At 58.0% G+C, this 8,207-nt stretch carries 8 protein-coding genes; 5 read left to right on the forward strand and 3 right to left on the reverse strand.

What is annotated here, in order from left to right:
• The first annotated feature begins 6 nt into the window (after positions 1 to 6).
• Positions 7 to 624, forward strand: a complete 618-nt coding sequence (locus BGE01nite_RS24070; protein WP_146854557.1) for a hypothetical protein — start codon at positions 7 to 9, stop codon at positions 622 to 624.
• Here the strand turns inward: BGE01nite_RS24070 and BGE01nite_RS29940 are convergent.
• Both BGE01nite_RS29940 and BGE01nite_RS24080 read right to left on the reverse strand, forming a co-directional pair.
• Complete coding sequence (locus tag BGE01nite_RS29940) at positions 589 to 900, reverse strand: type II toxin-antitoxin system RelE/ParE family toxin (protein ID WP_170267018.1); 312 nt, start codon at positions 898 to 900, stop codon at positions 589 to 591. The genes BGE01nite_RS24070 and BGE01nite_RS29940 overlap by 36 nt on opposite strands.
• Positions 890 to 1,117, reverse strand: a complete 228-nt coding sequence (locus tag BGE01nite_RS24080) for an addiction module protein (RefSeq protein ID WP_146854561.1) — start codon at positions 1,115 to 1,117, stop codon at positions 890 to 892. The genes BGE01nite_RS29940 and BGE01nite_RS24080 overlap by 11 nt, the downstream gene beginning before the upstream one ends.
• Before the next feature lie 102 nt (positions 1,118 to 1,219).
• Here BGE01nite_RS24080 and BGE01nite_RS24085 point away from each other — a divergent pair, with 102 nt between their 5' ends.
• From BGE01nite_RS24085 to rapA, 4 genes are all read left to right on the forward strand, one after another.
• Positions 1,220 to 2,860, forward strand: coding sequence for a fumarate hydratase (locus BGE01nite_RS24085; protein WP_146854563.1), 1,641 nt, complete (start codon positions 1,220 to 1,222; stop codon positions 2,858 to 2,860).
• Between the two features lie 11 nt (positions 2,861 to 2,871).
• Positions 2,872 to 3,960, forward strand: a complete 1,089-nt coding sequence (locus BGE01nite_RS24090) for a M28 family metallopeptidase (RefSeq protein WP_146854565.1) — start codon at positions 2,872 to 2,874, stop codon at positions 3,958 to 3,960.
• A 47-nt stretch (positions 3,961 to 4,007) separates the two neighbouring features.
• Positions 4,008 to 4,562, forward strand: a complete 555-nt coding sequence (locus BGE01nite_RS24095; RefSeq protein WP_146854567.1) for a hypothetical protein — start codon at positions 4,008 to 4,010, stop codon at positions 4,560 to 4,562.
• Positions 4,563 to 4,871: 309 nt separating this feature from the next.
• Positions 4,872 to 7,604, forward strand: coding sequence for an RNA polymerase-associated protein RapA (gene rapA, locus BGE01nite_RS24100; RefSeq protein WP_146854569.1), 2,733 nt, complete (start codon positions 4,872 to 4,874; stop codon positions 7,602 to 7,604).
• Positions 7,605 to 7,828: 224 nt separating this feature from the next.
• Here the strand turns inward: rapA and BGE01nite_RS24105 are convergent, their stop codons facing one another.
• Complete coding sequence (locus BGE01nite_RS24105) at positions 7,829 to 8,203, reverse strand: type II toxin-antitoxin system RelE family toxin (protein ID WP_146854571.1); 375 nt, start codon at positions 8,201 to 8,203, stop codon at positions 7,829 to 7,831.
• Positions 8,204 to 8,207 lie beyond the last annotated feature (4 nt).

The raw sequence follows: 8,207 nt of genomic DNA on the forward strand, positions 1-8,207 counted from the left end.
GCTGCCATGCCCCAGCTTTACTTCATGGACCACGTCTTCGACGGCGGTTATTTTACGAAACTGGATGAGGCGATCGAGAGTGACGAAGTGCGGCTGCTCTTCCCAGATTCATGGTACTGGCTGCACTACTGCTTCTTTGGCAGGGAATGCATTTGCAGCGAACAGTCCGAATCCCTGAGAGGACATCTTCTGAACCTCGTCGCCATGTTCTACAAGCATCACGACGAGGTGCTGGAGAAGTTAGAATGGGACGAAGCAGCATTCGAGAAAGTTGCTCAAGAGCTGCTGGCAATCGTCGAAGCCAGCCGCGCCTATCCCATCTCGCTATGGATTTACGGGGATGAAACTTCCCGAGACTTTCTGAACGAGTGGCGTTCCAAGTTGCCACCTTCAGAGCAAATACAGCAGCTTTTTGAACTGCCCCACTTTACCCGGATGAACAAGGAGCGCCTTGGCTATCACGGCACCGACGACAAAATCGCCCTGGCTCGCTATCGTAATGAACTGGCCAACTTCAACCGGAGGAAGAAACTGGCCCACAAAAATCGTCAGCGCGAGGCTAGCAACAACGCGAAAGAGCCTGCCGATTCACAATCCCTTCAAACGTCGGGCGATCAGTTCTGAATCCTGACGCATGTCCAACAGGGCATGGATAAAGATTCGTGGTCCCTCCTGCACATAAAAGAGCCCATAGCGACGTCTGGGACCGGCCAGCAGCTTGCGTACGCGTTCAGTCCCTTTGACTCGAGGACCCAAGTCAGGGAATGCTTTCATTAGCTCCAGGACTCGGTCCAGAGGATCGCTTAGCGCTTGCAGAGCAAGATCATGGTCATTGATCTGCTCATAGAGAAACAGGAGGTCTGCCTCCGCTCCACGAGTCCAGACGATTTCAAACGGCACGGCGACCAAAGACTCGGGATTTCACCTCTTCCCAGGTGGACCCGGATTGCGAGTTGGCAGCATGGTCTGCCAGTCGTTGTTCCAGGAGAGACAGCACTGAGGCATCGACAGTCACCTCACCTTCCTCGGCATCAGCCTTTTCCCACAGTTCCTCAGCGAGCAGCCGCTTCTCATTCGGCGGCAGTTGCCGCAGGGAGGGCATGGTTTCCAGGATCATGGGCAGAACTTATTCACCGGAGTTAAGGCCGCAACGCGCAAAATCAGGGTTTCCCCCGTTGCCGGGAGGCAGATCCCTTTCAATGTCTCGGTTCCACCACCCATGCCAACGCCCCCCTTTCAATACCAGGAACTCTTCGAACTCGGCCAAGATGACACCGAATACCGTCTGCTGACCAAGGAGCATGTCAGCGTGCAGAAGTTCGGCGAGAAAGAAGTGCTCGTCGTGGATCCTGAGGCGCTGACCCTGCTGGCAAACCAGGCGTTTCATGACATCAATTTCTTCCTGCGGCCGAAGCACCTGAAGCAGGTGGCTGCGATCCTGGATGATCCTGAGGCGAGCGAGAACGACCGCATGGTGGCGCTGACGATGCTGAAGAACGCCGATGTGGCTTCCGCAGGTCTGCTGCCCTTCTGCCAGGACACCGGCACGGCTATCATCATGGGCAAAAAAGGCCAGCAAGTCTGGACCGGCGGTGGAGACTCCGCAGCGCTGTCCAAAGGTGTGTATCTGGCCTACACGGAAAACAACCTGCGCTACTCCCAGAACGCGGCGCTGAACATGTATGACGAGAAGAACACAGGCACGAACCTGCCCGCACAGCTCGACATCTACGCGACCGATGGTGACGCGTATAAGTTCCTCTTCATCGCCAAAGGTGGTGGTTCGGCGAACAAGGCTTTCCTGTATCAGGAAACTCGTGCCGTGCTGAACCCGAAGAGCATCGTGAAGTTCCTGAGCGACAAGATGACCTCGCTCGGCACAGCTGCATGCCCGCCGTATCATCTGACCTTCGTCATCGGCGGCACCTCGGCCGAATCAACGATGAAACACGTGAAGCTGGCCTCCACGAAGTATTACGACAACCTGCCCACCACCGGCAATGAGCACGGCCGTGCCTTCCGCGATGTGGAGCTTGAGGAGCAAATGCTCCAGGCCGCTCGTGAGTGCGGCATCGGCGCGCAGTTTGGCGGCAAATACTTCGCGCTGGATGTGCGCGTGATTCGTCTGCCGCGTCATGGCGCCTCGCTGCCGATCGGCATCGGTGTTTCTTGTTCAGCGGATCGTCAGGCGAAGGGCAAGATCACGCGTGATGGTGTGTTCATCGAGAAGCTCGAGACTCAGCCTCTTCAGTACATCCCGGAAGAGCTGCGCCACCGCAAAGACACCAACGCAGTGCGCATCGACACGAACCGTCCGATGGCTGAGATCCGTGCGGAGCTGAGCAAGTACCCCACCACCACCCGCCTGCTCATCAACGGCCCGATCATCGTCGCTCGCGACATCGCTCATGCGAAGCTGAAGGAGATCCTCGATGCAGGCAAGCCGCTGCCAGATTACTTCAAGAATCATCCGGTGTACTATGCCGGTCCTGCGAAGACCCCTGCGGGCATGCCGAGCGGCAGCTTCGGCCCCACCACGGCAGGCCGCATGGACAGCTATGTGGACCTCTTCCAGAGCCACGGCGGCAGCATGGTCATGATCGCCAAAGGCAACCGCGGCAAGCAGGTCACCGATGCCTGCAAAAATCATGGCGGCTTCTACCTCGGCAGCATCGGCGGCCCTGCTGCCATCCTGGCGAAGGAGAACATCAAGAAGGTCGAAGTCGTGGAGTTCGCCGAACTCGGCATGGAAGCCATCTGGAAGATCGAGGTCGAGGATTTCCCGGCGTTCATCCTCGTGGATGACAAGGGCAATGACTTCTTCCAAAGCGTGGGTCCAGGCTGCTCGGTGAAGCATTGAGGACTTGTGTGATGAATGCCCTCGCCAGCCAACTGCGTGCCGACACGGAAGCGATCTGCTATTCCGACGGGCGCAAAGTCGGCACGGCAGGGCATGAGCGCGCGAAGGTGCATCTGAAGCAGCGTCTATCGGAGATTGGTTGCTTACCTTTCTCCGGCGACTCGTTCGAGCTTCCATACGAGTTCAAGAAGCAAAGCTTCTGCAACTTGATTGGCCGCATTCCGGGAAAGGACTCCGGCCTTTCACCACTGCTGATCGGAGCGCACTACGACAGCGTCATTTCTCATCCTTGCGCGGACGACAATGCGGCGGCGGTAGCCATCGCCCTTCAGGCAGGTCGGATCATCCATGAAGGTGGCGGCCTCCAGAGAGATGTGATCATCGCCATCTTCGATGCGGAAGAGCCGCCCTACTTCCTCAGTGATGCCATGGGCAGCCAGCGCTTCTACTCGGACCATGTGGAGGGAAAGACTTCCATCCATGCTGCCGTGGTCATGGATTTGGTTGGGCATGACATCTCCGTTCCTGGACACATGCTGGGCATTCTTCCTGGTGTGAAGTGGCTTGAGCTTCTGCTTCCTGGTTTCGGTGGCAAGGACTTCTCCGTACCACATCTGAGCTCAGGCTTGTTTGTGACCGGCAGCGAGAGCCATGCAGAGCTGCCTGATGCCCTCCGAGGGATCGGCCAGCCAGACCATCTCAAGGTGATCGCCACCTTGAACGACTACATTGGCGATGTGAGCGACCACGGCGTGTTTCGCCGGCATGGAGTTCCCTACTGGTTTCTCTCCTGCGGCCAGTGGGCGCATTACCACATGCCCACGGACACACCTGACCGGCTGAACTATGACAAGATGGCAGCGATCACCCACTACCTGCTCCAGATGGCAAGGAGCCTGGATGAACGGGAACTGAAAGGTGAGCGCAAGGAAGAAAAGGTGCATGACACCATTGAACTCGAAGCTGCCTTTTTGCGTTCGGCACTTGGGTTGTTCCATGGTCCCGTTATGCGCTGGGCGGGACTGAAGGAGGTCAAATCCCGTGCCGACATGGATCAGTTTGCGATGAAACTGTTGAGCACAGGACTGGGCATGCTTTGAACCCGCCTTGTCTGCGTGTCGTAAGCGTGGAATAGGTGCCTGACACCATGAAGCTCATTGCACGAGATCTGACCGTCGAAATCATCGCGGAAAACTATGGCTACAATCCGAAGTCAGCCGACAACGCGCGGAGATACGAACGATTTTACGAGTTCGGCGAGCATCGGCCTTCTTCCTGCCATGGGATTCGAGTGCATGAAGGTGATCGCGAACTGGCGAACGCTATCTTGATGGCCGATGGCGGAGCCTCAGGAGTTCACGAGAGATCAGCAGTCATTGCCGGTCACTCCATCTTTGTGGCCGTTGGGTCGTATGTGACTCGTTTATCTCTGCCTGCCCTGGATTTGATTTTCGTGACGCAAGCCGACACAGTCACTTGTTTTGGAGTTTATTCCCTACCCGGCAGCACCGATATCTTGTCACATGGCGAACTCGAGATCGCCCGTCTGGATGATGCAGGCCGCATCTTGTGGTCGAGCAGCGGAGGGGATATTTTCAGCGGTGATTTCACCCTTGGTCCGAAGACAGTGAGGGTCGTGGACTTTGAAGGGACCGTTTACTTCTTCGACCTGGTGACAGGGCGGTCTCAGGATGCTGGTTAAAGCTTTCACCGGGTTGGAAAACCCGGTCTACGGTTGAACGAGTTGGAAAACTCGTTTTACGGTGAGCGCACTGGCCTGAATGGCACGGAAGCCTGCGACTAGGAAATAACAGGCAAGTGCCTGACGCAGTGATTGAGACTGCGCCTCCGGCTGAGCAAATGACAGAGTTTTTGAGAGCTCGTCTAAGCCACCCTATCCGGCAGGTTTGTAAGCATGTTGTGAAGGGTGGTTGAAGCGGCCAGAATGGCGTGGAATCTCGCTTGCAGAAGGGACTTGCGCTCCTACCATCGCGCCCCTTTTTTACAGATAATGGACCAACCACTTCCAGGACAACGCTGGGTCAGCAACAATGAGCCCGAATTGGGTCTCGGCGTGGTGATGAAAGCCCAGTATGGCCGCATTGAACTCTTCTTTCCCGCCGCAGGTGAAATGCGGCAGTACTCTCTGACGGGCGCGCCGCTGCGCCGTGTGCGCTTCCAGCCGGGAGACACGATCAAGACGCACGAAGGCAAGCAGATCGAAGTCGAGTCCACGGAAGAGCGGCAGGGCATGCTCTTCTACATCGGCAATGATGGTGAGATCAGTGAGGCCGAGCTCGCGGACACGATCAGCTTCAGCAAGCCCGAAGACCGTCTGATGGCGAGCCAGATCGATGAGCTGACCACCTTTGACCTGCGTGTGGAGGCGCTGCAGCGCCGTGCGCAGATCCGTCAGTCGGCAGTGCGTGGTTTCTGCGGTGGTCGTGTGGACCTTTTGCCGCACCAGATGTTCATCGCAAACGAGGTCGGAAGCCGTCTGGTGCCGCGTGTGCTGCTGGCAGATGAAGTGGGCCTGGGCAAGACGATTGAGGCAGGTTTGATCCTGCATCGCCTGCATCTCACGGGACGTGCGGAGCGCGTGCTCATCCTGGTGCCGGATGCGTTGGTGCATCAATGGTTCGTCGAGCTGTATCGCCGCTTCAATCTGCGCTTCTCGATCTTTGATGAAGCACGCTGTGATGAGATCGAGACGAGCGAGGAGGATGCGAATCCCTTCCTGGAAAGCCAGCTCGTCATCTGCAGCACCTCATTCCTCGCGAAAGCGCCAAACCGCGCCGCTCAAGTCGAGGCAGCAGGATGGGATCTCTTGATCGTGGATGAAGCGCATCACCTGGAGTGGAGCACGAAGGAGGCGAGCCCGAGCTACACCATGGTGGAGGCACTAGCCTCGAAGATCCAAGGCCTGCTTCTGCTGACGGCGACACCACAGCAGCTGGGGCCTGAAGGTCACTTTGCGCGTCTGCGTTTGCTCGATGCGAACCGCTATGCGGATCTCGCGCAGTTCCTGGAAGAGACGAAGCACTACGAAGAGGTCGCCAGTGCGGTGGACAAGCTCCTCGGTGGCAAGAACCTCACGGCGGCAGACCAGAAGGTCTTCGCGAAGAAGTCTCCGCATGTGCAGGAGCTGGCCGTGGCCACGAAGGCAGGCACAGAAGGCGCACGCGAGAAGCTGGTGGCAGCACTGCTGGATGAGTTTGGCACAGGCCGTGTGATGTTCCGCAACACGCGCGCCGCCTTGAGTGGCTTCCCCGAACGAAAAGCGCATCTGGCACCCATCGAGGCCGGTGATGACCCGATCGAGGCGAAGGTGAAGTGGCTCGCGGCTCTGCTGAAGAAGCATGGCGAACAAAAAGTGCTGCTGATCTGCCGCACGAAGAAACTGGCCGAGGACATCCACGAGCGTCTGGTGCGCGAGATCAATGTCACCGCGGCACTTTTCCATGAAGGCCTCACGCTCATGCAGCGTGACCGTCAGGCCGCGTTCTTTGCCGAGGAAGAGGAAGGCGCGCGCATCCTGCTCTGCTCGGAGATCGGCAGTGAAGGGCGTAACTTCCAGTTCGCGCATCATCTGGTGCTCTTTGACCTGCCGCAGGATCCGGAGCTGCTGGAGCAGCGCATCGGCCGTCTGGACCGCATCGGCCAGACGAGCACCATTCATGTGCACGTGCCGTATTTGAAGGGCACGGGTGAAGAAGTGCTGGCCCGCTGGTATGATGACGGGCTGAATGCCTTTGAGAAGAACTTGCACGGGGCCACCGAGATCGCCCAGGGACTGCGCGAGTCCTTGAAGCCTTTGATGGAAGACTTCAGCGAGAAAGGGCTCACGGCTTTCCTCAAGGAAACGAAGACGCTGCGCAGCCAGGTCACCAAGAAGCTGGAGCGCGGTCATGACCGCCTCCTGGAGCTGAACTCCTGCAAGCCTGAGCAGGCAGAGACGGTGATCGATGTCATCCGCAAACAAGACGCGGATGATGAGTTTGAGGAATTCTTTGTTCGGCTCGCGGACCACTTCGGCCTGGAGATCGAGGAGATGGAGAACCGCAGCTATGTCTTCAAGCGCGGCGATCTGATCACAGATGCGTTCCCGTCGCTGCCCGAGGAAGGCTTGACGGTGACCTTTGACCGCCAGCGTGCGATCACGCGGGAGAACATTGCCTTCCTCACCATTGACCACCCGATCGTGCGCGGTGCGCTGGATCTGCTGCTGAGCGGTGAGGCGGGCAACTCAGGCTTTGCCGCGTGGCGTGGCTGCAGCTCGGAAGGGTTGATCCTTGAGACGCACTACGTCGTCGAGGTTGTGGCACCTGCGGCGCTGCATGCGGATCGCTTTCTGGCGCCAGCACCGATCCGCGTTGTCGTGGACCATGCGAACAAGGACCTGCGCGCAGACTCATCCTATCTGCATGCGAAGCTGGACAAGAGCAATCCGACACGACTGCTGGAGAAGGCTCCGGTGAGGAAGAAGCTCTTCCCCGCGATGATGAGCGCCTCACGCAAGATTGCCGAGGCGGAGATGCAGAAGCTGGTGACGGAAGCCACCGCGACGATGAAGGCGCAGATTCAGGCGGAGATCGATCGTCTGGAGGATTTGCGCCAGCTCAATGATCACGTTCGTCCGGAAGAGATCGAGGCCTTGAAGGCGCAGATCACGTCGCTGGAAGAGGCCATCGGCGGTGCGCGCATCCGTCTGGATGCGCTGATGCTCGTGCTGCAGTCGAAGTGATTCGACTGGGGCACTCGTGATTCACGAGCCGTTGTCCACCCCATTGGAATGAGGTGGTACGATGGTGCTGGCGTTGAACCCCATTCCAATGGGGTTCGGCCTCGATGGACGAACGAGTTGGAACGGGTCCACTGCATTGAAGTTCCAGGGCCTGCCTGACCTCTGGGCAGGTTGACATCCATTGGACTCCAACACCCACCCCATTGGAATGGGGTGGTACGACCTCACGCCATCTTCAGCGTCTTCGCGCCTTCGTCGATGAGCTGCCAGAAGTTCTTGGACTGGCTGAGGGCCTCGTCTTCGCCACCACCGGGGAGGTTGCTGCGGTAGAGGAAGTCGGCGAAGGTGTTCTTATGCACGACACGGTGCACCACGATGTTGCCATCTTTGACTGCAAAGTAGATGCGGTGGTCACCGGCACGGCAGCGGTGCAGTTTCCTGCCGCCGGAGCGCTCGATGACGCCGAAGCGCTTCGTCAAAATGGTGTCGTCAATGTCGGCAGGCTGGATGTTCAGGGCTTCCAGAAGCTGGAACTGAATCTGGGTAGGCAGACGGGAAAGCTCTGCGGCGCTGATTTCATTGAAGACGATTTGAAGCATGGTC

It is taken from the genome of Prosthecobacter gellanilyticus (genome assembly GCF_007992435.1).
Lineage (GTDB): Bacteria > Verrucomicrobiota > Verrucomicrobiia > Verrucomicrobiales > Verrucomicrobiaceae > Prosthecobacter > Prosthecobacter gellanilyticus.